This is a genomic window from Mycobacterium neumannii, from assembly GCF_048452905.1.
Taxonomy (GTDB): domain Bacteria; phylum Actinomycetota; class Actinomycetes; order Mycobacteriales; family Mycobacteriaceae; genus Mycobacterium; species Mycobacterium neumannii_B.
Genome location: NZ_JBCGVF010000003.1, coordinates 746,507 through 772,349, shown reverse-complemented (window position 1 = coordinate 772,349; position 25,843 = coordinate 746,507). Strand labels below are relative to the sequence as shown.

At 68.5% G+C, this 25,843-nt stretch carries 27 protein-coding genes; 13 read left to right on the top strand and 14 right to left on the bottom strand.

Features of this window, described 5'->3' with window-relative positions; genetic code table 11:
• Nucleotides 1-2: 2 nt before the first annotated feature.
• Nucleotides 3-491, bottom strand: a complete 489-nt coding sequence (locus AAHH99_RS09995) for an aminoacyl-tRNA deacylase (RefSeq protein ID WP_418768502.1) — start codon at nt 489-491, stop codon at nt 3-5.
• Nucleotides 492-733: 242 nt separating this feature from the next.
• Here AAHH99_RS09995 and AAHH99_RS09990 point away from each other — a divergent pair, with 242 nt between their 5' ends.
• Together AAHH99_RS09990 and rsrA are read left to right on the top strand one after the other, a co-directional pair.
• Complete coding sequence (locus AAHH99_RS09990) at nt 734-1,390, top strand: sigma-70 family RNA polymerase sigma factor (RefSeq protein ID WP_418768501.1); 657 nt, start codon at nt 734-736, stop codon at nt 1,388-1,390.
• Nucleotides 1,391-1,434: 44 nt separating this feature from the next.
• A complete protein-coding gene (gene rsrA, locus AAHH99_RS09985; RefSeq protein ID WP_418769580.1) occupies nt 1,435-1,692 on the top strand; it encodes a mycothiol system anti-sigma-R factor in 258 nt (85 codons plus the stop codon).
• 24 nt (nt 1,693-1,716) lie between these two features.
• Here rsrA and AAHH99_RS09980 read toward each other — a convergent pair whose 3' ends face one another.
• Nucleotides 1,717-1,809, bottom strand: coding sequence for a 50S ribosomal protein bL37 (locus AAHH99_RS09980; protein WP_090355725.1), 93 nt, complete (start codon nt 1,807-1,809; stop codon nt 1,717-1,719).
• A 154-nt stretch (nt 1,810-1,963) separates the two neighbouring features.
• Here AAHH99_RS09980 and AAHH99_RS09975 point away from each other — a divergent pair, with 154 nt between their 5' ends.
• Nucleotides 1,964-2,179, top strand: a complete 216-nt coding sequence (locus AAHH99_RS09975) for a biotin/lipoyl-binding carrier protein (RefSeq protein ID WP_043414713.1) — start codon at nt 1,964-1,966, stop codon at nt 2,177-2,179.
• Nucleotides 2,180-2,219: 40 nt separating this feature from the next.
• Nucleotides 2,220-3,707 (top strand): sensor histidine kinase, encoded by a 1,488-nt coding sequence (locus AAHH99_RS09970; protein WP_418768500.1) that lies wholly within the window; start codon nt 2,220-2,222, stop codon nt 3,705-3,707.
• A 117-nt stretch (nt 3,708-3,824) separates the two neighbouring features.
• On the opposite strand, the gene whiB1 is transcribed toward AAHH99_RS09970, so the two are convergent.
• A complete protein-coding gene (whiB1, locus tag AAHH99_RS09965) occupies nt 3,825-4,079 on the bottom strand; it encodes a transcriptional regulator WhiB1 (RefSeq protein ID WP_014208822.1) in 255 nt (84 codons plus the stop codon).
• Nucleotides 4,080-4,327: 248 nt separating this feature from the next.
• Nucleotides 4,328-5,293 carry a diacylglycerol/lipid kinase family protein gene (locus AAHH99_RS09960; protein ID WP_418768499.1) on the bottom strand — a complete coding sequence of 322 codons (966 nt, stop codon included), beginning with the start codon at nt 5,291-5,293 and terminating at the stop codon, nt 4,328-4,330.
• A 51-nt stretch (nt 5,294-5,344) separates the two neighbouring features.
• Here AAHH99_RS09960 and AAHH99_RS09955 point away from each other — a divergent pair, with 51 nt between their 5' ends.
• Complete coding sequence (locus tag AAHH99_RS09955; protein ID WP_418768498.1) at nt 5,345-5,773, top strand: hypothetical protein; 429 nt, start codon at nt 5,345-5,347, stop codon at nt 5,771-5,773.
• Here the strand turns inward: AAHH99_RS09955 and AAHH99_RS09950 are convergent.
• From AAHH99_RS09950 to AAHH99_RS09940, 3 genes are read right to left on the bottom strand one after another with little or no spacing between them, the layout of a single operon-like run.
• Nucleotides 5,722-6,207, bottom strand: a complete 486-nt coding sequence (locus AAHH99_RS09950) for an N-acetyltransferase family protein (protein ID WP_418768497.1) — start codon at nt 6,205-6,207, stop codon at nt 5,722-5,724. The genes AAHH99_RS09955 and AAHH99_RS09950 overlap by 52 nt on opposite strands.
• Nucleotides 6,204-7,298: an isochorismate synthase gene (locus AAHH99_RS09945; RefSeq protein WP_418768496.1), complete on the bottom strand. Its 1,095-nt coding sequence runs from the start codon at nt 7,296-7,298 to the stop codon at nt 6,204-6,206. The genes AAHH99_RS09950 and AAHH99_RS09945 overlap by 4 nt, the downstream gene beginning before the upstream one ends.
• Nucleotides 7,295-7,951, bottom strand: coding sequence for an acid phosphatase (locus tag AAHH99_RS09940; RefSeq protein ID WP_418768495.1), 657 nt, complete (start codon nt 7,949-7,951; stop codon nt 7,295-7,297). Before AAHH99_RS09940 ends, AAHH99_RS09945 begins: the two co-directional genes overlap by 4 nt.
• A gap of 6 nt (nt 7,952-7,957) precedes the next feature.
• Between AAHH99_RS09940 and AAHH99_RS09935 the strand changes: the two genes are divergently transcribed.
• Entirely contained in the window at nt 7,958-8,794 is an 837-nt protein-coding gene (locus AAHH99_RS09935; RefSeq protein WP_418768494.1) for a ParA family protein, read from the top strand.
• A 48-nt stretch (nt 8,795-8,842) separates the two neighbouring features.
• Here AAHH99_RS09935 and AAHH99_RS09930 read toward each other — a convergent pair whose 3' ends face one another.
• Nucleotides 8,843-10,060: a hypothetical protein gene (locus AAHH99_RS09930; protein WP_418768493.1), complete on the bottom strand. Its 1,218-nt coding sequence runs from the start codon at nt 10,058-10,060 to the stop codon at nt 8,843-8,845.
• 18 nt (nt 10,061-10,078) lie between these two features.
• The gene (locus AAHH99_RS09925) at nt 10,079-11,545 is read right to left on the bottom strand and encodes a DEAD/DEAH box helicase (protein ID WP_418768492.1); all 1,467 of its coding nucleotides are present in this window, start codon (nt 11,543-11,545) and stop codon (nt 10,079-10,081) included.
• A 254-nt stretch (nt 11,546-11,799) separates the two neighbouring features.
• Between AAHH99_RS09925 and AAHH99_RS09920 the strand changes: the two genes are divergently transcribed.
• Nucleotides 11,800-12,495, top strand: coding sequence for a ferritin-like fold-containing protein (locus AAHH99_RS09920; RefSeq protein WP_068196876.1), 696 nt, complete (start codon nt 11,800-11,802; stop codon nt 12,493-12,495).
• A 1-nt stretch (nt 12,496) separates the two neighbouring features.
• Here the strand turns inward: AAHH99_RS09920 and AAHH99_RS09915 are convergent, their stop codons facing one another.
• Nucleotides 12,497-13,243 carry a hypothetical protein gene (locus tag AAHH99_RS09915; protein WP_418768491.1) on the bottom strand — a complete coding sequence of 249 codons (747 nt, stop codon included), beginning with the start codon at nt 13,241-13,243 and terminating at the stop codon, nt 12,497-12,499.
• A 238-nt stretch (nt 13,244-13,481) separates the two neighbouring features.
• Between AAHH99_RS09915 and AAHH99_RS09910 the strand changes: the two genes are divergently transcribed.
• Nucleotides 13,482-13,727, top strand: coding sequence for a DUF3107 domain-containing protein (locus AAHH99_RS09910; protein ID WP_064394334.1), 246 nt, complete (start codon nt 13,482-13,484; stop codon nt 13,725-13,727).
• Here AAHH99_RS09910 and AAHH99_RS09905 read toward each other — a convergent pair.
• Nucleotides 13,714-14,376: a TetR/AcrR family transcriptional regulator gene (locus AAHH99_RS09905; RefSeq protein ID WP_418768490.1), complete on the bottom strand. Its 663-nt coding sequence runs from the start codon at nt 14,374-14,376 to the stop codon at nt 13,714-13,716. The genes AAHH99_RS09910 and AAHH99_RS09905 overlap by 14 nt on opposite strands.
• A gap of 184 nt (nt 14,377-14,560) precedes the next feature.
• On the opposite strand from AAHH99_RS09905, the gene AAHH99_RS09900 reads away from it, so the two are divergent.
• The 3 genes from AAHH99_RS09900 to AAHH99_RS09890 all read left to right on the top strand — a co-directional run bounded on the left by AAHH99_RS09900 (nt 14,561) and on the right by AAHH99_RS09890 (nt 17,850).
• Entirely contained in the window at nt 14,561-15,589 is a 1,029-nt protein-coding gene (locus tag AAHH99_RS09900) for a DUF3152 domain-containing protein (RefSeq protein WP_418768489.1), read from the top strand.
• A gap of 191 nt (nt 15,590-15,780) precedes the next feature.
• On the top strand, nt 15,781-16,959 hold the full coding sequence (gene moeZ / locus AAHH99_RS09895; protein WP_418768488.1) for an adenylyltransferase/sulfurtransferase MoeZ: 1,179 nt from the start codon (nt 15,781-15,783) through the stop codon (nt 16,957-16,959).
• 36 nt (nt 16,960-16,995) lie between these two features.
• A complete protein-coding gene (locus AAHH99_RS09890; protein ID WP_418768487.1) occupies nt 16,996-17,850 on the top strand; it encodes a TIGR02569 family protein in 855 nt (284 codons plus the stop codon).
• 99 nt (nt 17,851-17,949) lie between these two features.
• On the opposite strand, the gene AAHH99_RS09885 is transcribed toward AAHH99_RS09890, so the two are convergent.
• Together AAHH99_RS09885 and AAHH99_RS09880 are read right to left on the bottom strand one after the other, a co-directional pair.
• On the bottom strand, nt 17,950-18,246 hold the full coding sequence (locus AAHH99_RS09885) for an MGMT family protein (protein WP_068196881.1): 297 nt from the start codon (nt 18,244-18,246) through the stop codon (nt 17,950-17,952).
• A gap of 2 nt (nt 18,247-18,248) precedes the next feature.
• Nucleotides 18,249-19,022: an alpha/beta hydrolase gene (locus tag AAHH99_RS09880; RefSeq protein ID WP_418768486.1), complete on the bottom strand. Its 774-nt coding sequence runs from the start codon at nt 19,020-19,022 to the stop codon at nt 18,249-18,251.
• 64 nt (nt 19,023-19,086) lie between these two features.
• Here AAHH99_RS09880 and AAHH99_RS09875 point away from each other — a divergent pair, with 64 nt between their 5' ends.
• Nucleotides 19,087-22,209, top strand: a complete 3,123-nt coding sequence (locus AAHH99_RS09875) for an ATP-dependent helicase (protein WP_418768485.1) — start codon at nt 19,087-19,089, stop codon at nt 22,207-22,209.
• The gene (locus tag AAHH99_RS09870) at nt 22,206-25,442 is read left to right on the top strand and encodes an ATP-dependent helicase (RefSeq protein ID WP_418768484.1); all 3,237 of its coding nucleotides are present in this window, start codon (nt 22,206-22,208) and stop codon (nt 25,440-25,442) included. The genes AAHH99_RS09875 and AAHH99_RS09870 overlap by 4 nt, the downstream gene beginning before the upstream one ends.
• A gap of 5 nt (nt 25,443-25,447) precedes the next feature.
• On the opposite strand, the gene AAHH99_RS09865 is transcribed toward AAHH99_RS09870, so the two are convergent.
• Complete coding sequence (locus tag AAHH99_RS09865; RefSeq protein ID WP_418768483.1) at nt 25,448-25,843, bottom strand: hypothetical protein; 396 nt, start codon at nt 25,841-25,843, stop codon at nt 25,448-25,450.

Sequence of the window (25,843 nt, the reverse complement as noted above, 5' to 3'; positions counted from 1 at the left end):
GCTCAGGCGCAGATGTCTGCGGTCACCGCGTCGGTCAGCCGGATCAGGTCCTGCGGGGCCACGGCGACCTCCAAGCCGCGCTTGCCTGCGCTGCACAGCACCCGGTCCCACAACAGCGCCGTCTCGTCGATCACCGTCGGCAGCGGCGTCCGCTGCCCCAGCGGGGAGATACCGCCGATCACATAACCCGTCGACCGCTCGGCGGCCGCGCGTTCGGCCATGGTGGCCCTGGGCACGCCGAGCGCGGCCGCGGCGGCCTTCAGCGAAAGCTTGGCAGGAATCGGCACCACCGCGACGCCGAGACCTGTGGGCAGCGCCAGCACCAGCGTCTTGAAGATCTGTTCGGGCTCCACGCCCTCGGACCCGGCAAGCACCTCCACAGCTTCCTCGCCGAACGACGGCTGGCGCGGATCGTGGCGGTAGCGCAGAACCTCATGCGCAACACCGGTGGCCACCAGCGCGGCGATGGCCGGAGTTGCTGCGCGTGCCATCGCGCCAGCCTAGTGCGACGCTCTTACGTCGGGCTTCGGGGAACAATCGGGGCCGGTGCTGCTGTTATTGACGGTGGCTGCACCGCGGCGGGAGTTCGCGGGCAGAAAACATGTCGGTCTCAACCTCTAGGATGAGCGGAGGGGGTCAGGTGCCAACGCTGGCTATGGACTTTCCAGTGCTCCCGGTCGATCTGCCGGGTTTGTTCGCTGGCACCGCGACAGAAGGGACGGTGTTCCCCACCATGACCGACTCTGACGGGTCAACCCGAGATTCGGCGCAGGAGGCTCCTGAACGGCAGGAGACCGACGCCGAGCTCACCGCGCGCTTCGAGCGTGACGCGATTCCGCTGCTCGACCAGCTGTACGGCGGCGCGCTGCGGATGACGCGCAACCCCGCCGACGCCGAGGACCTGCTGCAGGAAACCATGGTCAAGGCGTACGCCGGCTTCCGGTCGTTCCGCGAGGGCACCAACCTCAAGGCGTGGCTGTACCGCATCCTCACCAACACCTACATCAACAGCTACCGCAAGAAGCAGCGTCAGCCGGCGGAGTACCCCACAGAGGAGATCACCGACTGGCAGCTCGCGGCCAACGCCGAGCATTCCTCGACCGGACTGCGCTCGGCCGAGGTGGAGGCGCTCGAGTCGCTGCCGGACAACGAGATCAAGGAAGCGCTGCAGGCGCTGCCGGAGGACTTTCGGATGGCGGTCTATTACGCCGACGTCGAGGGCTTCCCATATAAGGAGATCGCCGAGATCATGGACACGCCGATAGGCACGGTGATGTCCCGGTTGCACCGGGGCAGGCGCCAGCTCCGCGAGCTGCTGGCCGACGTGGCCCGCGACCGCGGGTTCATTCGGGGACAGCAGGTGGACACGCCCGAGGAGGTCTCGTCGTGAGCTCGTTCTCTGACGAAGAGCGATGGCAGCCCCCCGTCGGTCCTATCGATCCCGAACATCCCGAATGCGCCGCGGTCATTGCCGAGGTGTGGACGCTGCTCGACGGTGAATGCACCCCTGAAACCCGCGACAAGCTGCGACATCATCTCGAGGAGTGCCCTGCATGCCTGCGCCACTACGGCGTGGAAGAGCGGGTCAAGCAGCTCATCGCGAAGAAGTGCGGCGGCGAGACAGCGCCGGAGAGCCTGCGCGAGCGGCTGCGCATCGAGATCAGCCGCACCACCATCATCCGGCGCGGTTAGCGCCGAGGATCACGCCCAGTACAGCTAGCGCACCGACTTCGAACCGGCGTTGGGCCGCTTACCGTGGTTGGCCTTCGTGTGCTTGCGGTCGCGCTTCTTACGGCCACGCTTGGCCATGGTCTACCTCCGAATGCTCTTGGGATTGTTCGGCCCGTGCTCGGCGGGCGCGTTCGGACCATTGTCTCATGGCCCGGCGACAGCGCTGACAAGCCGGTCGTGTGGTTCGATGTAGGCCGAAACGCATACAGCAGCGGAAAGTAATGGGGTGATGATGGCCGAGGACGTTCGCGCTGAGATCGTGGCCAGTGTGCTCGAGGTCGTGGTGAGCGAGGGCGATCAGATCGGCGAGGGGGACACCCTGGTGCTGCTGGAGTCGATGAAGATGGAGATCCCGGTGCTGGCCGAGGTGGCGGGCACCGTCAGCAAGGTCAGCGTTTCGGTTGGCGACGTCATCCAGGCCGGCGACCTCATCGCGGTGATCAGCTGATCACCGCGTCCGTGTGAACCACTGCCGGAAGTAAGCCCCGATGTCCACCCTCGGTGATCTGCTCGCCGAGCACACCATGCTGCCCGGCAATGCGGTCGACCACCTGCATGCGGTGGTCGGTGAATGGCAACTGCTCGCCGACCTGTCCTTCGCCGACTACCTGATGTGGGTGCGCCGCGACGACGGCGCCCTGGTCTGCGTGGCGCAGGTGCGGCCGAACACCGCGCCGACGGTACTGCTGGCCGACGCGGTCAGCACGCTGGCCGACGCCGACGCGATGCCACTCGTGACCACGGCGTTCGCAGCGGGTGAAATCGTCGTGGGCGACGGTGCGGGACAACAGGTTTCACCAGGGCTCAATGTCGAAGCCGTCCCGGTCCGGTACAGGGACGAGGTGGTCGCGGTGCTGACGCATCAGACCGCGTTGGAGTCCAGGAAGGCCAGCCCGCTGGAGTCGGCCTACCTCGACTGCGCAGGCGACCTTCTGCACATGCTCTCGGAGGGCACCTTCCCCAACGTTGGGGACATCGCGATGTCGCGCTCGAGCCCACGCGTCGGTGACGGGTTCATTCGGCTCGACGAGACGGGCGTGGTCACCTTCGCGAGCCCCAACGCGATTTCGGCCTATCACCGGATGGGGCTGGCCGCCGAGCTCGGCGGACACAACCTGGTCACCGTCACACGTCCGCTCATCGGTGACCCGTTCGAGGCGCAGGAACTGGCCAACCATGTGCGCGACTCGCTGGCCGGCGGATCGAGCATGCGCATGGAGGTCGACGCCGGTGGTGCGGCCGTGCTGATGCGTACGCTCCCGCTCGTCGTGCACGGACAACCGGTGGGCGCAGCGGTGCTGATCCGCGACGTGACAGAAGTCAAGCGCCGCGACCGCGCCCTGCTGTCGAAGGACGCCACGATCCGCGAGATCCACCACCGGGTGAAGAACAACCTGCAGACCGTCGCGGCGCTGCTGCGCCTTCAGGCCCGGCGCACCAACAACGACGAAGGCCGCGAGGCGCTGATGGAATCGGTGCGACGGGTGTCCTCGATCGCGTTGGTCCACGATGCGCTGTCGATGTCGGTGGACGAGGAGGTCAACCTCGACGAGGTTGTGGACCGAATCCTGCCGATGATGAACGATGTTGCCGCCGTTGACAGTCCGATCCGCATCCACCGTGTCGGCGATCTCGGTGTGCTCGACGCCGACCGCGCCACCGCGCTGATCATGGTGATCACCGAGCTCGTGCAGAACGCCATCGAGCACGCCTTCGACCCCGGCGTGCGCGAGGGCAGTGTCACCATCCGCGCCGAGCGCTCGGCCAGGTGGCTGGACGTGGTCGTCCACGACGACGGCCGGGGACTACCCGACGGGTTCAGCCTGGAGAAGGCCGACCGGCTCGGATTGCAGATCGTGCGGACGCTCGTATCGGCCGAACTGGACGGGTCGCTGGGCATGCGCGAGGGACAGGACGGCGGAACCGATGTGGTGCTGCGGGTGCCGCTGGGCAGGCAGCGTCGACTCGCGCAGTAGCAAACTTCGCAATTCGCAAATCGGCCTTTCGTCTCGTAAATCGGCCGTTATTGCATTTACAGAAAGATACGGCCCCGACGAATGTCGGGGCCGTATCTTGTTTGGTTCGGGTAGTGCTCAGACTCCGCTGCGAGCCTTGGTGCGAGCATTGCGACGCTTGAGCGCGCGACGCTCGTCCTCGCTCATACCGCCCCAGACACCGGCGTCCTGTCCGGACTCCAACGCCCAGGTCAGGCACTCAGTGGTCACGGGGCAGCGGTTGCAGACGAGCTTCGCGTCAGCGATCTGAGCGAGCGCCGGGCCGCTGTTTCCCACCGGGAAGAACAGTTCCGGATCCTCATCGCGACAGACCGCCTTGTGGCGCCAATCCATTAGATCAAACTCCTCGTCAGATACGTCACCTGTGCGCAGCACGGCGCACGGCATATTCTTCGGCTGTTTAACGCGTGCACATTGAATGTTTCTGCAACGTTGCTTCGATGCTTTCACAGGCTGGACAGATGTCAATACTCGCGAGTTAACAAGTGCGCAATGTCACTAGCCGGGTGGCTTCGCCCGCCGCAGACTCGCCTGTACTAGACTCGATCCAACTGCGCCCGAAACTCTACGCCGCAGCTCGATCACCGCAGGTCAGAGACCTCTACAGGTGCAGGTGCCAACACGCCGAGCGCGTCGGGAACGGCGGTGAACATCATCGAATCGCGTAATCCGACGTAGTCGCCGTCGATCTGGCAAGCGACCGGCGCCTCGCTGGTCACCTGCAGCCACGACAGGTCGTCGTCACGCACGAGATGCTTGGCCTCGATACGGGCTTTCTTGGAAAGCATCCGCCGCACCAGCATCAGGTTTGCCCACACATTCATGCTGGTCGTGGCGAACACACCCAGGCCGGTCTCGAACGTCGTCATCGGGTTGGTCCACACCGGGCGGGCGTTGGCGTACGTCCAGGGGCTGGCGTTGGACACGAACGCGAAGTGCACGCCGCCGACCGGTTCGCGGTCGGGCAGGTGCACGGTCAGCGACGGTTCCTTGCGGGTGCTGGCCAGCATCTCGCGGATGGCGACGCGGATGTAGCGCGAAGCGGTGACGACGCGGCCCTTCGCGCGCTGCGCCTCGACGGCCGCCACCACGTCGCCGTCCACGCCCATCCCCGCGGTGAACACGCCCCAGCGTTCACCGCAGTCCATCAGCCCGATGCGCCGCCACGACTTGCGGCTGCGGTACTCCGACAGCAGATCGATCAGCTGGTTGGTCGCCTCGATCGGGTCCGGGCTGATGCCGAGGGCGCGCGCGAAGACGTTGGCCGACCCGCCCGGCACCACGCCGACTGCAGGCGCTGCGGCACCGGGCCCCCCGACCTCGAGAATGCCGTTGACCACCTCGTTCACCGTGCCGTCGCCGCCGTGCACGATCAAGACGTCGACGCCGTCCCGCGCCGCGTCGCGGGCGATCTCGATGGCATGCCCGCGGTGATCGGTGTGCGCGACGGTCAGCTTCACCCGACTCTCCAGCGCATGGGCCAACAGATCACGGCCGGCCGGAGTCGTCGACGTCGCATTCGGGTTCACGATCAGCACGGCGCGCACGGGGTCTGAGCCTACTGAACCGGTTCTGCGCGCCCCTCTACGCTCGAGGGCGTGATCGTTCCATCTCCGACGACGGTGCGCCAAGCCGCTGTCCTGGTCGCCGTGGAGGGCGCGGTTGCCCTGGTCGCGGCGCTGGTCTATGTGGTGAGCGGATTCGGCAGGGCAGAAGAGTCCGGACTGAACAAGTACGGCACCGCGCTGTGGTTCGCGATCATGGGCGCCGGTGTGCTTGCCGCGGCGTGGGCGTTGTGGACGGGCAGGCGGTGGGGGCGCGGCATCGCCGTGTTCGCCCAGCTGCTGCTCCTACCGGTCGTCTACTACATGGGCGTCGGCTCGCACCAGTGGTGGTACGCGGCGCCCATCGGCGTGGTGGCGGTGGTGACGCTGGCACTGCTGTTCAGTCCCTCGACCCTGGAATGGGTGGGAACTCACGGCGATTCTGCGGCCAGCGCCGACAGTTCGGGCCCCGAGACGCGGTAAGTGATCCAGTCCGTCTGTTGCTTGCCGCCGACGACATCATAGAGCGCGATCGCGTTGACGTTCCAGTCGAGCACCGCCCACGACAGCCGGGTGTAACCGTGCGCGATGCACTCGCGGGCCAGAGTGGCCAGCAACTTGTGGGCCAGCCGGCGCCTGCGGAACTGCGGACGCACGTAGAGGTCTTCGAGGTGGATGCCGGCGACACCGTCCCATGTGGAGAAGTTGCGGAACCACAGCGCCGCCGCGGCGGCCTGGCCGTCGACCTCGGCGATGTGGCCCGCAACGGCGGCCGGTTCGTCGAAAAGCGCTTGGCGCATCTGGTCTTCGGTGACAGTGCACTCGCGCGCGGCGTGTTCGAACTCGGCGAGTTCGTGGACCATCGCGGTCAGTTCGCGCTCGTCGCCGGGGCGCGCCCGGCGGATCAGCTCCGTCATGTTGCGGCGCCCAGCGCGGCGAGGATCGTGGTGAATTTGGTTGTGGTTTCTTCGACTTCGTCGTCGGGATCGGATTCGGCGACGATGCCGCCGCCCGAATACGCCTCGGCCGTACGGCGATCCGCCGACAGCGCAGCGCAGCGGATCGACACCACCCATCGGCCGTCGCCGCGTTGGTCGCACCAGCCCACCGCACCGGCGTAGAAACCGCGGTCACCTTCGAGCTCGGCGATCAGGTCGGCCGCATCGGCGGTGGGCACCCCGCCGACGGCCGGCGTGGGGTGCAGCGCGACGGCCAAATCCAGTGCGGTGATCGATCTTTCGCGAAGTGTGCCGGTGATGCGGGTGGCCAGGTGCCACACCGAGTCGGTCTTGCGAAGCGCGGGTTCGGCGGCCACCTCGAGGTCGGCGCACAGCGGCTCGAGCGCGTCGCGGATCGTGTCGACCACGAACTGGTGCTCGCGAAGGTTCTTCGCCGACGCGGCCAGCGCGGCGCCGTTCGCGTCGTCGGTTTCGGGGTCGGGAGAGCGCGGCGCCGAACCTGCGAACGGTGCGCAGACCACCTGATCGCCGCGGCGGGCCACCAGCAGCTCGGGGCTGGCGCCCACCAGCACGCTCCCGGAGTAGCCACCGCCCGCGGCGGTCAGGTCGGCGAGGTACCCGTTGGCCGCGGGATCGGCGCTGACGAGCCGGTGCAGGACGGTGCGCGCGTCCAGCGGTCCGTCGGCGGCCAGCCGAAGGGTCCGGGCGAGCACGACCTTGTGCAGCCCGCTCGACGGGCTGTTGAGCCGGTCGACGGCGCTGGCGACCCGCGCGCGGTGCTCGTCGGGGTCCGGCAGCGCCTCGGCTATCTGTACGCCGGGCATCTGGCGTAGCGGCCAGTCCGGCAGCGCGTCGAGGAACTGGATGCTCTGCGGGCGGATCAGCGCCGCCGGTTTGGTCATGTCGAAAGGCAACGCCCCCACGATGATCGGGGCGCTGTGCGATGCCAGCGCCGCTCGCGCCTCGGCGACCTTCGGAAACGCGGTGTGTACTCCCTCGGCGACGACGGCGCCGCGCGAGGCCAGGACGAAGGAGGGTTCGCGGGTCACCGTGGTTTACACGGATCCTGATGGCCGGTCAGTCCCTGCGCGATGATCTGGCGCATGGCGTGCTCGAAGCCGAGGACGGCCAGCGACGCGGCCGCCATGGCGAACCGGATCCCGTCGGACACCGGCAGTTCGACCCACCGCGCGATCATCGAGCGGGAGAAGTGCGCGTGGCCCACGAACACGACGTCGCGCGACGTCATGTGGCTCAGCGCCGACTCCAGGGCGCGGTCTGCGCGCTGCGTGACCGTCTCCACGCTCTCGCCGCCGTCGGCGCCGTGCGTCCAGATCAGCCAGTCCGGGACGGTCTCGCGGATCTCGGGTGTCGTGAGCCCCTCGTAGCGGCCGTAGTCCCACTCCCGCAGAAGCGGCGACACCTCGTCGATGCTCAGCCCGGCCAGTTCGGCGGTCTGCACCGCACGCCGCAGTGGGCTGGACAGCACCAGCGGGTTGTCCAGTTCGAGTTCGGCCAGCGCATCGGCGGCCAGCTTGGCGCGTTCCACGCCGGCCGCGGTCAGTTCGAGATCGGTGTGGCTGGTGTGCCGACCGCTTCTCGACCACTCCGTTTCGCCATGACGAAGCAGGATCAGGCGGTGCTCCAAAAGGGCCACGCTCACTGATTCTGCCGCACGGTCGGTCGCGGTGTCCCGAGCCATGCAACGATGGGCACCGTGACGCGAGTACTTGCGGTCGCCAATCAAAAGGGTGGGGTAGCCAAGACGACGACGGTGGCGTCGTTGGGTGCGGCGATTCAGGAGACGGGTAAGCGGGTCCTGCTCGTGGACCTCGACCCGCAGGGGTCCCTGACGTTCTCCCTGGGCCACGACCCGGACAAGCTGGCGGTGTCGATCCACGAAGTGCTGCTCGGCGAGGTCGAACCCGACGCCGCCCTGCTGGAGACACCCGAGGGGATGACACTGCTGCCCGCCAACATCGACCTTGCGGGCGCCGAGGCCATGCTGTTGATGCGCGCCGGGCGCGAGTACGCGCTCAAGAGGGCACTGGCCAAGCTCGGCGTCGGAGCTGGGGCGTCGTCTTCATCGGGCAGGTCCGACTACGACGTCGTGATCATCGACTGTCCGCCGTCGCTCGGCGTGCTCACGCTCAACGGGTTGACCGCCGCCGACGAGGTGATCGTGCCGTTGCAGTGCGAGACGTTGGCGCACCGCGGCGTCGGGCAGTTCCTGCGCACCATCGCCGATGTCCAGGCGATCACGAACGCCGACCTCAAGCTGTTGGGTGCGTTGCCGACCCTGTACGACTCGCGTACGACCCACAGCCGCGACGTGCTGCTCGACGTCGCCGACCGCTACGACCTGCCGGTGCTGGCGCCGCCGATTCCGCGCACCGTCCGGTTCGCCGAAGCCAGCGCCTCGGGCGCGTCGGTGTTGGCCAGCCGCAAAAACAAGGGTGCCGCCGCCTACCGCGAGCTGGCCACCGCGCTGCTCAAGCACTGGAAGAACGGCAAACCGATGCCGACATTCGCCCCCGAGATATAGCGATTTCGGTGCACTACCGATCGCTGCGCGACTGGTAGTGCACCCAAGTCACGACTGGCCGAGCGCCACCAGTTCCGCGCCGCGCTGTTCGACCACCATCGAGCCGGCCACCGCGGGCACCACCGGCGCCGCGCTCGGCGGCCGTGGCAGCGGAATGTGGCGTTCGCCCTGCCCGGTCGTCGGGTCGAACACGTCGTAGCCGTCGGTGACGGGGACCAGCAACCGCCCCGCCATGATCGTCGCCGGCCCCAGCGGCTTGTTCCGGCCCTCGGGCGTGACGGTGTAGCGGTGTTCGAATCCGTTGGCGGAGAACACCATTACGCTGTCACCGGTCCACCACGTGATCAGGTCGCCCGCCCGCGACATCGTGGCCTGCGGCGACGGCGGGCTTGGCACCGGGGTGCTGGCGACCGTCGCGCCCGTCTCGTCGACGATGTTGACCACGGGCTTGGGTGTGGGCACGTAGACCGCGGTCATCGTGTCGGCCACGGCCACCACGCGTGCGCTTGAATCCGGCGCGACACCCGGTTGCTGGACATACCTCAACTCCGGGGTGTCCTCCTCATCGGAGGGCCGCAGCAGCGTCAGGCGCAGATCGGGCTGCCGTGGGCACGCCTCGAGCACCGACACCGCGCTCGAACTCGCTTGTGCGGACACCAGCCGGCACAGCGGCTGCGAGGGGACATCCGGCTTGATGCGCGCGTCCAGGGCGCCGTAGCTCAGCATTCGGACCATGTCGGAACGCCACAACTCAAGCCGGTTCTCACCCGCCGAGAGCACCGCGGTGCCGTCCGACGACAGGGTCACCGAGGGGTCGGCGTAGGACGACCGCGCCGGACCGCGCATGCCGGTCTTGGCGTCGATCGTGCTGACCTGGCCGCAGCCGCGGGTGTCGGGGTAGACCGCGACCGCGTACTGGTAGACGTAGCTGACCCCGCACAGGTCGAGATCACGTTCGTAACTCCACAGCGTGGTCCCGGTCGCGGGGTCGCGGCCCTCGACGGCCCGTCCGTCGCCGGTCACCACCGCGCCGCCGACTACCAACGGCATCGTGGTGGCTCCGCTGTGTGCGCTCCACACCTGCCGCAGCGACTGCGGAACCGCCTTGGCGGGGGTCAGTGCCGGAACCGGGCCGTCGGCGGGCCTGCTGATCGTGGCCCGCGCGTCGCTGGTCCACCACACCAGCCCGGCCGTCACCGCAACCACGACGCCAATCGCCAGCGCCACCATCACATCGGTGCGCGTGCGGCGTTCGGGTTTGACCATCGCGGGGGAGGCGGTGGGTTAGCCGGTGCTGGCCGGAGCCTTGCGGGGTCGGCGCCTGCGCCTGCGCTTGGCAGGAGCCGTGTCGCCGGATCCTTCGCCCGTCTCGCCGGAATCCTGCTCGGACGACGTCGGGGACGCCTCCGGATGACCGGTGACCGACTTGCCGCCGCGGGTGCGGCGACGCGTGCGGTTGCGGTTGCGCGCGGGGCGGTCATCGGACTTCTCGGCCGGGGCGCGCCTGCTGCTCTGCACCTTCACGGGCTCGCCGACGGTGCCGGAGGCATCGGCGGGAATGCCCAGTTCGCTGTAGAGGTGCGGTGAGCTCGAATACGTCTCGGCGGGATCGGGGCAGCCGAGGTTCAGCGCCTTGTCGATCATCGTCCAGCGCGCCAGCTCGTCCCAGTCGACGAGGGTCACCGCGACACCGGTCTTGCCGGCGCGCCCGGTGCGGCCGATGCGGTGCACGTAGGCCTGCTCGTCCTCGGGGATCTGATAGTTGATGACGTGGGTGACGTCGTCGATGTCAATGCCGCGCGCGGCGACGTCGGTGGCGACCAGTACGTCGATCTCGCCGGTGCGGAACGCCTTGAGCGCCTTCTCGCGCGCGCCCTGACCGAGGTCGCCATGCACCGCGCCAACCTTGAAGCCGCGCTCGGCGAGTTCGTCGGAGACCTTCTGGGCGGTGCGCTTGGTGCGGGTGAAGATCATCGTCGCGCCCCGACCCTCAGCCTGCAGGATGCGGGCGACCATCTCCACCTTGTCCAGGGCATGCGCGCGGTAGGCGAACTGCTCGGTGGTGTCGTGGGTGGCCGCCGAGTGCGGGGCCTCGGCGCGGATGTGCGTCGGCTGGTTCATGAAGGTCCGGGCCAGCGTGATGATCGGATCCGGCATCGTCGCCGAGAACAGCATCGACTGCCTGCTGTCGGGGATCTGGCGCAAGATCCGCTCGATGTCAGGCAAAAAGCCCAGGTCGAGCATCTCGTCGGCCTCGTCGAGCACCAGCATGGAAAGTCCGCCCAGCTTCAGGTGCCCTTGCTGGGCAAGGTCGAGCAGGCGGCCCGGTGTGCCGACGACCACGTCGACGCCCTTCTCGAGCGCCTCGATCTGTCCCTCATAGGGCCGACCACCGTAGATCGACGTAACCGACAGCTTGCGGTCGCCGACGGTGAGGTACTTCGCGGCGGCCGCCAGGTCGCCGTACACCTGCAGACACAGTTCGCGGGTGGGTACGACCACCAAGGCCCGTGGGACGCCCGTCAGGGGGCGGTCGGCGTCAGTGGTGATCCGCTGGAGCAGGGGTACGCCGAACGCCAGCGTCTTGCCCATACCTGTGCGGGCCTGGCCGATCAGGTCGTCGCCGGCCAACGCCATCGGCATGGTCAGCTCTTGGATGGCGAATGGATGCTGCTTGCCGTCCTCGGCGAGAGCGCGAACGATTTCGTCGCGAACTCCCAGTTCAGCGAAGGTGGGATTGAGATGCGTCATACGCGAAAACGAGGCCTTTCAATTGTCGTCCTCATGGCTTCCACGCGCGCACGAGTTCGACAAAAGCTGGCCCGTGAAGACCAAGGCCCTGCACTGAGGTAGGCGGACCGACTGCGTGCACGCACATTTCTTTGGGTCGCGGCGGGCTCTGCATATGTCTTGCAGTCGCCTTGAAAATGCCACCGCCCGCACCCATCGTACCTGGCGGCGCTCGCTCGACGAGCCACCCGCTGTCGGCGTTTATTGTTGGGCCCATGAACACGACGCCTCCGGCACCCGGGCAGACCGACTCGGCGACCTCGGATGTGTCGGCCGACCATCCCGGCGTCAACGAGCTTTTCGCGCTGCTGGCCTATGGCGAGGTGGCGGCGTTCTACCGCCTCACCGACGAAGCGCGCATGGCGCCGAACCTTCGGGGGCGCATCAACATGGCGAGCATGGCGGCCGCGGAGATGAACCACTACGAGGTGTTGCGCGACGCGCTCGAGCACCGCGGAGTCGACGTCGTGCCAGCGATGACGAAATACGCGTCCGCCCTTGAGAACTACCACCGGCTGACCACCCCGAGCACCTGGCTCGAGGCACTGGTGAAGACCTACGTCGGTGACGCCCTTGCGGCCGACTTCTACCTCGAGATCGCCCACGCGCTGCCCGACGAGGTCGCCGACGTGGTGCGCGCGGTGCTCTCGGAGACCGGCCACTCCCAGTTCGTCGTCGCTGAGGTGCGCGCGGCGGTGACGGCCAGCGACCGGCAGCGCCATCGGCTCGCGCTGTGGTCGCGGCGGCTCCTCGGTGAGGCCATCACCCAGGCGCAGTTCGTGATGGCCGATCACGACGAGCTCGTCGACCTGGTGCTGGCCAGCGGTGAAGGTCTGACCCAGATGACCGAGTTCTTCGACCGGCTCCAGCGGACACACGCCTCTCGGATGGAGGAGCTGGGCCTCGCCTGACCTACTGGGTGCAGGTGGCGATCATCGAGTTGTTGTTCTGCGCGGCGATGAGCGTGCCCGCAGCGTCGAGGATGCTGCAGTTCAGCTGACCGCCGACGCTGGTCGCGGTGACCGATTTCAGTTCCACGCCCGGGTCGAGGACCACCTGCTTGACCCAGGGCAGGGCGACGTTGACATCGGTGCGCAGCGCGCCCTGGCCGTCGGTGTAGATCACGGTCACCAGATCGAGCAGCTGGCGGTTACCCGTCACCCGGTAGGTCACGGTGCGCGGTGACGGCGGTGTGGGCGGCGGAACCGCGGCCTGTGCCGTCGTGCTCGGTGCGGGCGGTGGGGTCGTCTCGGCGCTCGGGGTGACCGTCGTGACGGTCTCCGGCGGCAGCGAGGGGACGATGGGCGCTGCCGTGCCCGCGCTCGGCGCGGTGGTGGCGGGAGCGCCCGACGGCACCGGCGCGTCCGACGTCGCGGTGGCCGACACCGAACCGCTGTCGCCCCCGCCGAGGATGATGCCGGTGGTGCCGATCGCGATGAACAGGATCACCCCGGCGATGCCGGCGACCCACATCCAGCGTCGGTCGATGCTCTCCTCGTCGTATGACTGCTCGTAGTCGTCGTAGTCCTCGAACTCGGGGGAACCGGGGTACTCGTAGTCGAAGTCTTCAGCGGGCGGTTCCGGGTAATCGGAGTAGCTGGGGATCCGCTCCGTCGGGGCCAGCGAATACGGTGAGTGCGCGGTGTAAGACCTGTTCATGTGGGTTTTCCCGGTGTCGTCTTGAGCGTAGAAGATCTTGCCGCGCCTGATGCTATCGAGGCAGAAGTGACAGATGAGGTTCAGCGGCTGGTGTGTTGGTTACGGTCCGGACTCGGTTCGGTCGCCGTAGGTCTCGGCGCTTCGCCGACCGCGAACTCACCGGCGTGGTGCGGTCGGTCAGCGGGTCGTCCACTAGCCTTGGCTCAAGTTCTTCGTTAAGACGAAAGGGGCCCACGGCGTGGAGGTCAAGATCGGTGTTACGGACAGCCCGCGCGAGCTGAGCTTCAACAGCGCGCAGACACCCAGCGAGGTGGAGCAGTTGTTCACCGAGGCGCTGGCCAAGGATTCGGGTGTGCTGGCCCTGACCGACGAGAAGGGCCGGCGCTTCCTGGTGCAGACGTCCAAGATCGCCTACGTGGAGATCGGCGCTGCCGATGTCCGGCGCGTCGGCTTCGGGGTCGGGATCGGATCTAAGACCGGGTAAGAGGCACGTGTGACAGTCCGCCCCAAGCGAACTGGACCGTGCCCTCGACCGCGTCGTCCTTGGAGATCGGGCGGTCGTTGTTGAGCCAGTAACGCGCGGAGTCGACGCTGATGGCGACCAGGCCGACCGCGATCATCCTGGCCCGGTGCGCCTCGAGCCCGGAGTCGCGGCTGATCAGGTCGAACACCGCGTCGGTGCACGCCTCGGTGGCCACCTTCACCTGCGCGGCGACCTGCGGTTCGTTGACGTAGTCGTTCTCGAAGATCAACCGGTATCCCTGGCCGTCGTGCTCGATGAAGTCGAAGAACGCCTGGACCGCCGCGCGCAACCGCTGCCGGTTGTCGGTGGTCGTGCGCAGCGCCTGACGCACACCGGAGACGAGGTTCTCCACATGCTTGGCCAGCACCGCCAGGTAAAGCTCTAACTTGGACGAGAAGTGTTGGTAGAGAACGGGTTTGCTGACCCCAGCGCGCTCGGCGATCTCATCCATGCCCGCCGCGTGGTAGCCACGGTCGACGAAAACCTCGCTGGCAGCGACCAGCAGCTGCCCTCGACGCTCATCGCGCGGCAGTCTGCCGCCGCGCCGATTCAACACTTCGCCGCCAGACTGCGCGCCTCTCCTCGCGGCGGTGTTGGCGAGATCGCTCATCACATCCTTCATCTGCGTCGACGGGCACCGGTTATCGCAATGACCTTACTACCGTTGATAAAGCATGCAGGTGAGGCGCGGATCACAGCGCTGGAGGCGGTCGATGGCGCGCCGAAAGTATGAGGACGTCGGCCTGTGTCATCCTGTTGCGGTGACCTACGACTCCCGTACGCGAGGAGGACAGATGGGTCCCGAACCCGGCGGGGGTGTCCGCGTGCCCGCGCTGCGCAACGAATGGCGCGAGCCGTTGCGCGCCCAACGCGATCCACTCGCCGAGAGCTCGGGACGGGTGAGGTCCAATCGCGACGAGCACCGCGGCTTTCGCAAGCAGTCGTGGCTCGGTCGCTTCGTCTCCACATACGGCTGGCGGGCCTACGCGTTGCCCGTCCTGATCGTGTTGACCGCGGTCGTCGTCTACCAGACCGTCACCGGCACCGGCGCGCCCGCACCCAAGCAGGCCGAAGGTCCGGTGCAGGGCCCGCCGACCATCGGGGTGGCCAGCACCGCGATCATCGGTGCCCCGCCCAAGGGGTTGACCCAGTTCGACGCGGACCTGCCGACCGGAATCCTGCCCCAAGGCGGCCCGTTCACCGAGGCCGGCGCCAAGACGTGGCACGTCGTGCCCGGGGCGACCTCGCAGGTCGGCCAGGGCACCGCGAAGGTGTTCACCTACACCGTCGAGGTCGAGGACGGCATCGACACCACGACATTCGGCGGCGACGAGGCGTTCGCCCGCATGGTCACCGAGACGCTGGCCAACCCGAAGAGCTGGACCCACAATCCACAGTTCGCCTTCACCCGCATCGACGGGACGTCAGGAATCGAACCGGACTTCCGGGTGTCGCTGAGCACGCCGATGACCGTGCGCGAGGGCTGCGGCTACGACATCCAGCTGGAGGCGTCCTGCTACAACCCGGCCTACCGTGACGGGCAGCCGCGCGTGTTCATCAACGAGGCGCGCTGGGTGCGCGGTGCGGTGCCCTTCCAGGGTGACGTCGGCTCGTATCGGCAGTACCTGATCAACCACGAGGTCGGCCACGCTATCGGTTACCAACGGCACGAGCCGTGCGGGGGCAACGACCAACTCGCGCCGGTCATGATGCAACAAACATTCTCGACCAACAACAACGACGCCGCGCGCTTCGACCCGCAATCGGTCCAACCCGACAATCACACCTGCAAACCCAACCCCTGGCCGTACCCGATCGCCTGACCTCCTTAGTCCTCAGTTCCGCGAGCGTGCGTGTCTGCGCACGACCCACCGCGGATTTTCACCCCTTTGCGCACGTTCACCGGCCGCGAGCGTGCGTGCCTGCGGGAAGCGATCGCCACTCGTTGCTGTTGAATGTCGTAACTGCTGTGATGGTCATAGACGTTGAATCAGGTGGATCAAGGAGAAACACGGTGTCGACACCGTTGCCGCCGCTGGTAGAACCGGCGGCCGAACTCACCCGCGAAGAAGTGGCGCGCTACAGCCGTCACCTCATCATTCCCGACCTCGGCCTGGACGGGCAGAAGCGGCTGAAGAACGCCCGCGTACTGGTCATCGGCGCCGGCGGGCTGGGCTCGCCCACGCTGCTGTACCTGGCCGCTGCAGGCGTCGGCGCCATCGGCATCGTCGAGTTCGACGTCGTCGACGAATCCAACCTGCAACGCCAGATCATCCACGGCCAGTCCGACATCGGCCGGTCGAAGGCCGAGAGCGCGCGTGACTCGATTCTCGACATCAACCCGCTGGTCGACGTCCGGCTGCATCAGTTCCGGCTCGAACCCGAGAACGCCGTCGAGCTGTTCGAGCAATACGACCTGATCCTGGACGGCACCGACAACTTCGCGACGCGCTACCTGGTCAACGACGCCGCCGTGCTGGCCCACAAGCCCTACGTATGGGGGTCGATATACCGGTTCGAGGGCCAGATCTCGGTGTTCTGGGAGGACGCCCCGCACGGGCTGGGACTGAACTACCGGGACCTGTACCCCGAGCCGCCGCCGCCGGGAATGGTGCCCTCGTGCGCGGAGGGCGGGGTGCTTGGCATCCTGTGCGCGTCGGTGGCGTCGGTGATGGGCACCGAGGCCATCAAACTGATCACCGGCATCGGCGAAACGCTGCTGGGCCGCCTGATGGTCTACGACGCACTCGACATGACCTACCGCACGATCAAGATCCGCAAGGACCCGTCGACCCCGAAGATCACCGAGCTGATCGACTACGAGGAGTTCTGCGGCGTGGTGTCCGACGCCGCCACCGAGGCCGCGGCCGACGCGACCATCACTCCTCGCGAACTCAAGGAGCTGCTCGATTCGGGCAAGCCGTTGGCGCTAATCGACGTGCGCGAACAGGTCGAGTGGGACATCAACCGCATTCAGGGCGCGGAGCTGATTCCCAAGGGCGCCTTCGAATCCGGCGAAGCGCTGGCCAAGTTGCCGACCGACCGGACGCCGGTGTTCTACTGCAAGACCGGTGTGCGCTCTGCCGAGGTGTTGGCGATCGCGAAGAACGCCGGGTTCTCCGACGCGATGCATGTGCAAGGCGGCATCGTCGCGTGGGGTAAACAACTCGAACCCGACATGGTGATGTACTAACGGCTGGTTTGCCGAAACTCCGCTTACGCTGAGGTGGTGACTGTCGAACGGCCACCGGATCATGTGCTGGCCGCGTTCGGCCTGACCGGTGTTGAGCCCGTTGCACTCGGGCCCGGCTGGGAGGGTGGCTGGCGCTGTGGCGAAGTGGTGGTGTCGATGGTCGCCGACCACGCCCGCGCCGCATGGTCGGCCAAGGTCCGGGAGACGTTGTTCGTCGACGGGGTGCGCCTGGCGCGTCCCGTGCGTTCGACCGACGGGCGGTATGTGGTCGCCGGGTGGCGCGCGGACACCTTTGTCGCCGGGACGCCGGAACCCCGCCACGACGAGGTGGTCTCAGCCGCGGTGCGACTGCATGAGGCGACGGCCAAACTCGAGCGCCCGAGGTTTCTGACGCAGCCGCCGGTCGCGCCGTGGGCCGACGTCGATGTGTTCATCGCGGCCGACCGCGCCGCCTGGGAGGAACGGCCGCTGCACTCGTTGCCGCCGGGCGCCAAGGTGTCGCCGGGGTCGGCCGACGGGCAACGCTCGATCGAGTTGCTCAGTCAGCTTGCCACCCTGCGCAAGCCCACGAAGAGCCCCAGCCAGCTGGTCCACGGCGACCTCTACGGCACAGTGCTTTTCGCAGGTACCGCCGCACCCGGGATCACCGACGTCATCCCGTACTGGCGGCCGGCGTCGTGGGCCGCCGGTGTCGTCGTGGTCGACGCGCTGTCCTGGGGTGAGGCCGACGACGGGCTTATCGAACGCTGGAGTCCGCTTCCCGAGTGGTCGCAGATGTTGTTGCGCGCGTTGATGTTCCGCATCGCCGTGCACGCCCTCCATCCGCGGTCGACGGCCGCAGCGTTCCCCGGTCTGGCGCGAACGGCGGCTCTGGTCCGCCTGGTGCTCTAAGCGTCGCCGGCCTGGTGCTCTAAGCGTCGCCACGCCGAACGTGGGTTACCCGCACGCGCGCGGCGCTCGGAGCGTGCGTCAGCCCCACACTCGACACCTTCAGAATTCGTGGCGCACGGCGCGCAGGTTCACCCGGCCGTCGTCGGCAAGCACACCCTCGGCGCGCAGTCGTTCGAGCTGTCGAGTGCTCAGATGCGGCGCGGGGCGACCGGATGCGCGAATCACCCGGTGCCACGGCAGGTCCGACGAGTCGGTGCGCATGATCCAGCCGACGATACGGGGGCTGGAAAGCCCGGCAGCATCGGCGATGTCACCGTAGGTCGACACCCGGCCAGGCGGGATCGCGGCCACCAGCGCGCGCACGGCCTCCACCTGTTCGTCGGTGACCGGCGCCATCGCTAGGAGCCGAGCTGCTCGCGGATCAACGCCGCCGTCTCGGCGGCCTTGGCCTGCGCAACCATGTGGTCGCAGTCCCACTCCAGCAACGTGAAGTCCGCGCCGAGGCGCTGCGCCAGAGCCGTGACGACGTCGTCGGTCGCATACGGTGGCCTGGTGCGGGCCGCCCGCACGAGGGTCGTCGGAATACCCGTGGGAGGCAACGTGACCGGGCGGGCGAGCTCGCTCCAGTACGACATCATCGCCGGGATGCTGATCCGCCAGCCGACCCGTCCGGACGGTAGATCGATCAGATGCTCGTCGAGCTCGCGATCCAGCTCGGCCGACTCGACCTCACCCCATGAACCGTTCGCCTTCTCGGTGCGCGCCTCGGCGCGGTCGGTGTAATCGGGGGAGGCGAACATGTCGTCGGCGATCTGGCGCATCCAGTCACCGTCCAGGCCGACCGCCGGGTCCAACAGGACCATCCGCGACACCAGGTCTGGCCGGGCGGCAGCCAAATTCAGCGCCACCGCTCCGCCGAAGGAGTGGCCGACCACCACCGCGGGACTCTCGAGCAGAGCGGCCAGCGCCGCGACGTTCGAGTCGATCGACCACGGTGCCGCCCAGGACGCGCGGCCGTGCCCGATGAGGTCCGGTGCGACGACCGCGTACTCGTGCAGGTGGCGGGTCGCCAGCGTCTGCCATCGCTGACCGTGCCCGGTCAGACCATGGATCGCCAACACCTGTGCGGGCCCGGCCGGTCCGTAGCGGTGAACGTGCAGGAGTTCGGTCACGGCTGTGATGCTGCCAGCCCTCGGGTGACGGCCACTTGTCGGACCCCCGTGGTGTCATGCCAACATGTCCGCACCGCACACCGACCTCACACCGAGCGCGCTCATCGATCCCGGCACGCGCGGCGTCTTCCGTGTGATCGGCGGGCCCGGCACCGGTAAGAGCTCGCTGCTGATCCAGACGGCGGTCGCGCACATCGCCGCCGGCGTCGATCCGGAATCGGTTCTGCTGCTGACCGGTTCGGCACGCCTGGGAGCGCAGGCGCGGGCGCGCATCACCTCGACGCTGTTACAGGCCGGCACCCGCGCGGTCGTGCGCGAACCGCTGGTGCGCACCGTGCACTCGTATGCGTTCGCGATGCTGCGGCTGGCTGCTCAACGCAACGGCGATCCGCCGCCGCGGCTGATCACCAGCGCCGAACAGGACGGGATCATCCGGGAGCTGCTCGCCGGCGACATCGAGGACGGCGACCGCGCGGCGACGGCGTGGCCGCACCATCTGCGTCCGGCGTTGAGCACGGTCGGTTTCGCCAACGAGCTGCGAGACCTGTTGGCGCGCTGCGCCGAACGCGGAGTCGACCCCGTCGAACTGCAACGCATCGGCCGGCGCTCGGGCAGGACGGAATGGCTGGCGGCCGGCCAGTTCGCCCAGGCCTACGAGCAGATCATGCTGTTGCGCTCGGCCGTCGGCATGGCGGCACCGCAGGCCACCATTCCAGCACTGGGAGCGGCCGAACTGGTGGGCGCGGCGCTGGAGGCGTTGGGCACCGACGGCGAACTGCTGGCCGCCGAACGTGGCCGCGTCAAGATCCTCCTCGTCGACGATGCACAGCAGCTCGATCCGCAGGCGGCTCTTTTGGTCCGGGTGCTGGCTCAGGGCGCCGAAACGGCCGTGTTCGCAGGTGATCCCAATCAGGCGGTCTTCGGCTACCGCGGCGCCGACCCGGCACTGCTGCGCGGCGACGAGCCGGCGATCGTGCTGACCGAGTCGCACCGCTGCGCACCCGCGATCGCCGAAGCCATCACCGACGTCGCACGACGACTGCCCGGTGCCGACCAGGGCCGCGTGCTCACCGGGGCGCCCGGCCCCGCAGGCGCACTGGCCGTGCGCATCGCGGCCTCTCCGCACGCGGAGTCGGCGATGATCACCGACGCGCTGCGACGGGCGCACCTCGTCGATGGCCTCCCGTGGTCCCGGATGGCGGTCGTCGTGCGTTCGATGCCCCGCCTTGGTGTGGCATTGGCCCGCACACTGGCCGCGGCCGGAGTCCCCGTGGACGCGCCCTCGCCTGCGACGCCGCTCGGCGACCAACCCGCCGTGCAGGCGCTGCTCACCGTGCTGGCGGCAACGTCGCTGGGACTCGACGCCGAGCAGGCGGTGACGCTGGTGACGGGGCCGATCGGCCGCGTCGATCCGGTTTCGTTGCGCCAGCTTCGGCGCGCGCTGCGACGCATCGACGGCTCGCAACCGCCACGAGATTTCGGCGATCTGCTGGTCGAGGCGTTGGAGCACCGGGTCGACGGATTGCCGGAGAACCTGGGCCGGCCCTTGGATCGCGTGCGCAAGGTGCTGGCGGCGGCCCGGCGCAGCGCCGAGACGGATGCCGATCCGCGCTACACGCTGTGGCAGGCCTGGCAGCGCTGCGGGCTGCAACGACGCTGGCTGGCTGCGAGTGAACGCGGCGGTGTGTCCGGTGCGCAGGCCGACCGGGACCTCGACGCCGTCACCGCGCTCTTCGACGTCGCCGAGCAGTACGTGAACCGCACCGCGGGAGCGACGCTGCGCGGGTTGATCGACCATGTCGCTGGTCTCGGGTCGCCCGCCCGCGACGAGCGCGTGGACACCGAAGCGGTCGCCGTGCTCAGCGCCCACGCCGCGATGGGCGGCGAATGGGAGTTCGTCGTCATCGCCGGTGTGCAGGAAGGCCTGTGGCCCAACACCGTTCCGCGTGGCGGAGTGTTGGCCACCCAGCAGCTCGTCGACCTGCTCGACGGTGTCACCCAGGACGCTGCAAGCGTGTCGACCCGAGCGCCGCTGTTGGCGGAGGAACGCCGGTTGCTCATCGCCGCGATGGGCCGTGCCCGCAGCCGCCTGTTGGTGACGGCGGTCGACAGCGACAGTGGCGACGAGTCGTTGCTCCCGTCGGCGTTCTGCTACGAGTTGGGCATGCGGGCCGACGACCGCGATTCCGACATCACCGAGCCGGTCAGCGCACCGCGCGTGCTCGCCCCCGCGGCGTTGGTCGGCCGACTGCGCGCCGTGGTGTGCGCGTCCGACGACGCGGTCGACGACACCGCAAGGGCTTGCGCGGCAACACTGCTGGCGCGGCTGGCGGCCGCCGGTGTGCCCGGCGCCGACCCGGCGCAGTGGCAGTCGACGACTCCGCTGTCCAGCGAGGATCCATTGTGGAGCGGCGACGGCCACACCGTGACGTTGTCGCCGTCGACGCTGCAGATGCTCACCGACTGCCCATTGCGCTGGCTGCTGGAGCGGCACGGCGGCGCCGACGGTCGCGACGTGCGCTCGGCGGTCGGCTCGCTGGTGCACGCCCTCGTCGCCGATCCGGGGCGCACCGAGAGCCAGATGGTCAACGAGCTCGAGAAGATCTGGCCCAAGCTGCCGTTCGAGTCACGCTGGTTTGCCGACAACGAACTCGACAGGCACCGTGCGATGTTGGCGACGTTTGAGCAGTGGCGTGCGCAGACCCGCGGCCAGCTCACCGAGGCGGGCAGCGAGGTGGGTGTCGACGGTGTCGTGATCGACGGTGGCGACGGTGGACCCGACGTGCGTGTGCGCGGACGTGTCGACCGCCTCGAACGCGACAGCGAGGGCCGGCTCGTCGTGGTCGACCTCAAGACCGGCAAGAGCCCGGTGACCAAGGACGACGCGCAGAACCACGCCCAGCTGGCGATGTATCAACTGGCCATCGCCGAAGGGCTGCTGGGGCGCGGGGACTCACCGGGTGGCGGCCGATTGGTATACCTCGGTAAGACCTGCGCATCGGGGCCCACAGAGCGCACACAGGACGCGCTGACACCGGAGAAGCACGCCGAGTGGCGCGACACCGTGCGCGCGGCAGCGGCCGCCACCCAGGGTCCGGAGTTCGTCGCGCGGATCAACGACGGATGCGGGCATTGCCCCGTCCGGGCCATGTGCCCAGCCCAGGCCGCGACCGGAGGACAGCCATGACCCCGCGATACAGTCCACACGAACTTGCCGCGGCCCTCGGCCTTTTCGCGCCGACCGCGGAGCAGGCCGCCGTGATCGCTGCCCCGCCCGGACCTCTCGTGGTCATCGCCGGCGCAGGCGCGGGCAAAACCGAGACGATGGCCGCGCGGGTGGTGTGGCTGGTCGCCAACGGGTTCGCCCGCCCCGGCGAGGTTCTCGGCCTCACCTTCACCCGCAAGGCCGCCGGACAGCTGCTGCGTCGGGTCCGCACCCGACTGGCCCGGCTCGCAGGCGCCGGCCTCCTCGACGGCGGCGGCGTCGTCACCGACGAACCACCGACCGTCAGCACGTATCACGCCTTCGCCGGCAACCTGTTGCGCGAACACGGCCTGCTGCTGCCGGTCGAGCCCGAGACCCGGCTGCTGAGCGAAACCGAGCTGTGGCAGTTGGCTTTCCGCGTGGTGTGCGAGCACCCCGAACTGCATACCGAGAAGACACCCGCGGCGGTGACGTCGATGGTGCTGCGGCTGGCGGGTCAGCTCGCCGAGCACCTCGTCGACACCGACCAGTTGCGCGACACACACGTCGAGCTCGAGCGGTTGGTGCATACGCTGCCCGCCGGTCCGTACCAACGCGACCGGGGCCCAAGCCAGTGGCTTCTGCGGCTGCTGGCCACCCAAACCGAGCGCACCGAGCTGGTCCCGGTGATCGACGCCCTGCACCAGCGGATGCGGGCCGACAAGGTGATGGACTTCGGCATGCAGATGGCCTCGGCGGCCAGGCTGGCCGAGAACTTCCCGCATGTGGGTGAGCTACTGCGCCAGCGCTACCGGGTGGTGTTGCTCGACGAGTACCAGGACACCGGACATGCACAGCGGGTCGCCTTGTCGTCATTGTTCGGCGGCGGAGCCGACGACGACCTCGCACTGACAGCGGTCGGCGATCCCATCCAGTCGATCTACGGATGGCGCGGTGCATCGGCCACCAACCTGCCGCGCTTCACCACCGACTTCCCCCGTTCGGACGGCACGCCGGCGCCCACCCTGGAGCTGCGCACGAGCTGGCGCAATCCGCCTCGCGCGCTGCATCTGGCCAATGCGGTGTCGGCCCAGGCGCGGCGCCGTTCGGTGGCGGTGCGCTCACTGCTGCCCAGACCGGACGCCCCGCCGGGCACCATTCGGTGCGCCCTGCTGAACGACGTTGCAGCCGAACGGGAGTGGCTGGCCGGCCATATCGCCGACATCTTCGAGCGGTCGCGCGGAGACGGGGTGTCGGCGCCGACGACGGCCGTGCTGGTGCGTCGAAACGCCGATGCCGCGCCGATGGCCGAAGCGCTCACCGCCCGCGGGGTGCCGGTCGAAGTCGTCGGGCTGGCCGGCCTTCTCGGTGTGCCGGAGGTCGCCGACGTGGTGGCGATGTTGCGGATGATGGCCGACCCGACCGCGGGCAGCGCGGCCATGCGGGTCCTCACCGGGCCACGGTGGCGGCTGAGTGGCCGCGACATCACCGCGCTGTGGCGGCGCGCTGTACACCTCGACGACAGAGCCGAAGCCCCCGCCGGGGCCGCCGAACGCATCGCCGCCCAAGCGGCCCCCGACGCCGATACCGCATGCCTCGCCGAAGCGGTCACCGATCCCGGTGTGCCCGCAGAATATTCGCCGACGGGGTACGCACGGATTGTCGCGCTGGGCCGCGAGCTGACCGCTTTACGCGCCCATCTGTCGCACCCGCTTCCTGAGCTCGTCTCCGAGGTGCGCCGCGTGCTCGGCATCGACACCGAGGTACGCGCGCGCCGCCCCGTCACGGCGGGCTGGTCGGGCACCGAACATCTCGACGCGTTCGCCGATGTGGTGGCCGACTTCGCCGACCGTCCCGGCGCCGATGTCAGCAGCCTGCTTGCCTACCTCGACGCCGCCGAGGAGGTGGAGAACGGCCTGGCCCCGGCCACAGGGTCTGTCGCGGCCGACCGGGTGCAGATCATGACCATCCACGCGGCGAAGGGACTCGAATGGCAGGTAGTCGCCGTTCCGCACCTCAGCGGCCGCGTCTTTCCCTCGACCGGAACCGCCCGCACCTGGCTCACCGACGCCGGCGACCTCCCTCCGCTGCTGCGCGGCGACCGGGCCACGCTCTCCGATCACGGCGTCCCGGTGCTCGATACCAGCGACGTCAACGACCGCAAGCGGTTGTCCGACGTGATCGGCGAGCACAAGAGAAGCCTCGAACAGCGCCGCATCGACGAGGAACGCCGATTGCTCTACGTGGCGCTCACCCGCGCCGAGGACACCCTGTTGCTGTCGGGCCACCACTGGGGAGCGTCGGAAAGCAAGGCTCGCGGCCCGTCGGAGTTCCTCTGTGAGCTCAAAGACATCATCGACAAGTCCGCCGACGAGGCCGAGCCCTGCGGTGTCGTCGAACACTGGGCACCAGCCCCACTCGATGGCGAACCGAACCCGCTGCGGGACAAGGTGGTTGAAGCTGTCTGGCCCGCGGATCCTGCAGGTGCGCGCCGCGCCGACGTGGCGCGCGGGGCCACGCTTGTGGCGGAGGCGATGTCGAACGCCCGCGACGACGAACCCATCGACTCCGCAGAAGGGTGGGAGGCCGACGTCGATGCGCTCATCGCCGAACGCACCCGGGTCGTCGAACCGCCGGCGCCTCCGCTTCCTCTACAGGTGTCGGTCAGCACCATGGTGGAGCTCGGCAAGGACCCCGAAGCCGTCTCGCGGCGGCTGCGCCGCAGGCTGCCGACGCGTCCGGATCCACATGCGTTGCTGGGCACAGCATTTCACGACTGGGTGCAACGCTTCTACCACGCCGAGCGGTTGTTCGACCTCGACGACCTGCCGGGTGCGGTCGATCATGACGCCACCGTGGCCGAGGAACTCGCCGAGTTGCAGGCGGCGTTCGCGGTGTCGCCGTGGGCGGCGCGCACTCCGGTCGACGTCGAGGTGCCGTTCGACATGGTCATCGGCGGTCGGGTGGTCCGGGGACGCATCGACGCCGTGTTCACCGACGACGACGGCGGAGCCACCGTGGTGGACTGGAAGACGGGCGAGCCGCCGAGCACCCCGGAAGCCCTGCAGTACAACGCGATTCAGCTCGCGGTGTACCGGGTGGCGTGGGCCGCGCTGCACGGATGTCCCGTCGAGTCGGTGCGGGCGGCGTTCCACTATGTGCGCAGCGGTATCACCGTCACTCCCGAGTCGCTGCCCGACGTCGACGAACTCGCCGGCCTGCTGGAGGCGGCCTAGAAGGCCTAAGACTCGCGGTAGACCTTCACGGCCTGGACGATCATCGGAATCTGCAGCGGCAGGCGCGCGATCGCGACCAACCGCATCGGCAGCGGCTTGTCCCACCACAACCGGACCATGTTGACGTTTCCGGGGAACACCGCGACGAACAGTGCTGCCGCAACCAACGCACCGAAGCGTCGCGTCCTCGGCGCCAGCAGCAGGCCCGCCACCCCGAGCTCTGCGACGCCCGAGGCATACGTGTAGAACCGCGGACTGCCGGGCAGCTCGGCGGGGATGATGTCGTCGAACGGCTTGGGCGCGACGAAGTGCAACGTCCCGATACCCAGCAGGCCGGCCGCCATCCGGTAGGCGCGCGACGGGCTGGCCACTTGCTGCAGTTCGGGCGGGGGAGAGGTCAT

Bases quoted from the DNA above. Each gene is read 5' to 3' on its own strand.
- AAHH99_RS09900 (WP_418768489.1), top strand. From the start codon at position 14,561: ATGGGTCCCGAACCCGGCGGGGGTGTCCGCGTGCCCGCGCTGCGCAAC.
- AAHH99_RS09920 (WP_068196876.1), top strand. From the start codon at position 11,800: ATGAACACGACGCCTCCGGCACCCGGGCAGACCGACTCGGCGACCTCG.
- AAHH99_RS09980 (WP_090355725.1), bottom strand. From the start codon at position 1,809: ATGGCCAAGCGTGGCCGTAAGAAGCGCGACCGCAAGCACACGAAGGCC.
- whiB1 (WP_014208822.1), bottom strand. From the start codon at position 4,079: ATGGATTGGCGCCACAAGGCGGTCTGTCGCGATGAGGATCCGGAACTG.
- AAHH99_RS09870 (WP_418768484.1), top strand. From the start codon at position 22,206: ATGACCCCGCGATACAGTCCACACGAACTTGCCGCGGCCCTCGGCCTT.
- AAHH99_RS09925 (WP_418768492.1), bottom strand. From the start codon at position 11,545: ATGACGCATCTCAATCCCACCTTCGCTGAACTGGGAGTTCGCGACGAA.
- AAHH99_RS09995 (WP_418768502.1), bottom strand. From the start codon at position 491: ATGGCACGCGCAGCAACTCCGGCCATCGCCGCGCTGGTGGCCACCGGT.
- AAHH99_RS09885 (WP_068196881.1), bottom strand. From the start codon at position 18,246: ATGGCGCCGGTCACCGACGAACAGGTGGAGGCCGTGCGCGCGCTGGTG.
- AAHH99_RS09865 (WP_418768483.1), bottom strand. From the start codon at position 25,843: ATGACCTCTCCCCCGCCCGAACTGCAGCAAGTGGCCAGCCCGTCGCGC.
- AAHH99_RS09935 (WP_418768494.1), top strand. From the start codon at position 7,958: ATGGGCACCGTGACGCGAGTACTTGCGGTCGCCAATCAAAAGGGTGGG.
- AAHH99_RS09915 (WP_418768491.1), bottom strand. From the start codon at position 13,243: ATGAACAGGTCTTACACCGCGCACTCACCGTATTCGCTGGCCCCGACG.
- AAHH99_RS09975 (WP_043414713.1), top strand. From the start codon at position 1,964: ATGGCCGAGGACGTTCGCGCTGAGATCGTGGCCAGTGTGCTCGAGGTC.
- AAHH99_RS09940 (WP_418768495.1), bottom strand. From the start codon at position 7,951: ATGGCTCGGGACACCGCGACCGACCGTGCGGCAGAATCAGTGAGCGTG.
- AAHH99_RS09905 (WP_418768490.1), bottom strand. From the start codon at position 14,376: ATGAGCGATCTCGCCAACACCGCCGCGAGGAGAGGCGCGCAGTCTGGC.
- AAHH99_RS09970 (WP_418768500.1), top strand. From the start codon at position 2,220: ATGTCCACCCTCGGTGATCTGCTCGCCGAGCACACCATGCTGCCCGGC.
- AAHH99_RS09950 (WP_418768497.1), bottom strand. From the start codon at position 6,207: ATGACGGAGCTGATCCGCCGGGCGCGCCCCGGCGACGAGCGCGAACTG.
- AAHH99_RS09930 (WP_418768493.1), bottom strand. From the start codon at position 10,060: ATGGTCAAACCCGAACGCCGCACGCGCACCGATGTGATGGTGGCGCTG.
- AAHH99_RS09990 (WP_418768501.1), top strand. From the start codon at position 734: ATGACCGACTCTGACGGGTCAACCCGAGATTCGGCGCAGGAGGCTCCT.
- AAHH99_RS09875 (WP_418768485.1), top strand. From the start codon at position 19,087: ATGTCCGCACCGCACACCGACCTCACACCGAGCGCGCTCATCGATCCC.